1 protein-coding gene is annotated in these 645 nt (G+C 61.2%); it reads right to left on the reverse strand.

Annotated features, from left to right (window positions below):
• Positions 1-162 precede the first annotated feature (162 nt).
• The coding region (locus WLY71_RS30680) for a molybdopterin cofactor-binding domain-containing protein (protein WP_347806579.1) at positions 163-645 on the reverse strand (483 nt) is incomplete at its 5' end.

Here is a 645-nt window from a genome sequence, read left to right on the forward strand (position 1 = left end):
GAATCGCCGGGAATATGGCAGTTCTGGCAGCGTGGGCTCTGGAAGACCTTTTGCACGGTATCGAACGCCTTGATGGCTTCCTTATCATCAGCGACCAGGTCTTCGGCGTAGCCGACCAAGCCGATCAACACCACCGCGCCAAGAATCAGATGTCGTCTCATCTCACACCCCCGACAGTTGCAGCGGCAGTTCCCGCAAGCGCTGGCCGGTCAGGGCGAACACCGCGTTGGCCACTGCCGGCGCCGTGGGCGGCACACCGGCCTCGCCGATGCCGCCGGGTTTGTCGCTGCTGGGCAAGATATGCACTTCCACCACCGGCATTTCGTTGAGCCGCAGCACTTGATAGTCGTGGTAATTGGACTGCACCACTTGCCCGTTCTTGAAGGTCAGTTTGCTGTGCAAGGTAAATCCGAGGCCGAACGTGATGGCCGATTCCATTTGCGCCGCGATGCTCATCGGGTTGACCGCAATGCCGCAATCCACCGCACACACCACCCGGTGTACGCGGATCGCCAGGTTGTCCTGGGACACCTCGGCCACCTGGGCAACATAACTGCCGAAAGACTCATGCACCGCGACACCCAACGCATGGCCGTCCGGCAGTGGCGCCTTCCAGTTGGCTTTCTCGACGGCCAGGTTCAGCAC

The sequence above is a fragment of the Pseudomonas rossensis genome, assembly GCF_039888995.1.
GTDB classification, from domain to species: domain Bacteria; phylum Pseudomonadota; class Gammaproteobacteria; order Pseudomonadales; family Pseudomonadaceae; genus Aquipseudomonas; species Aquipseudomonas rossensis.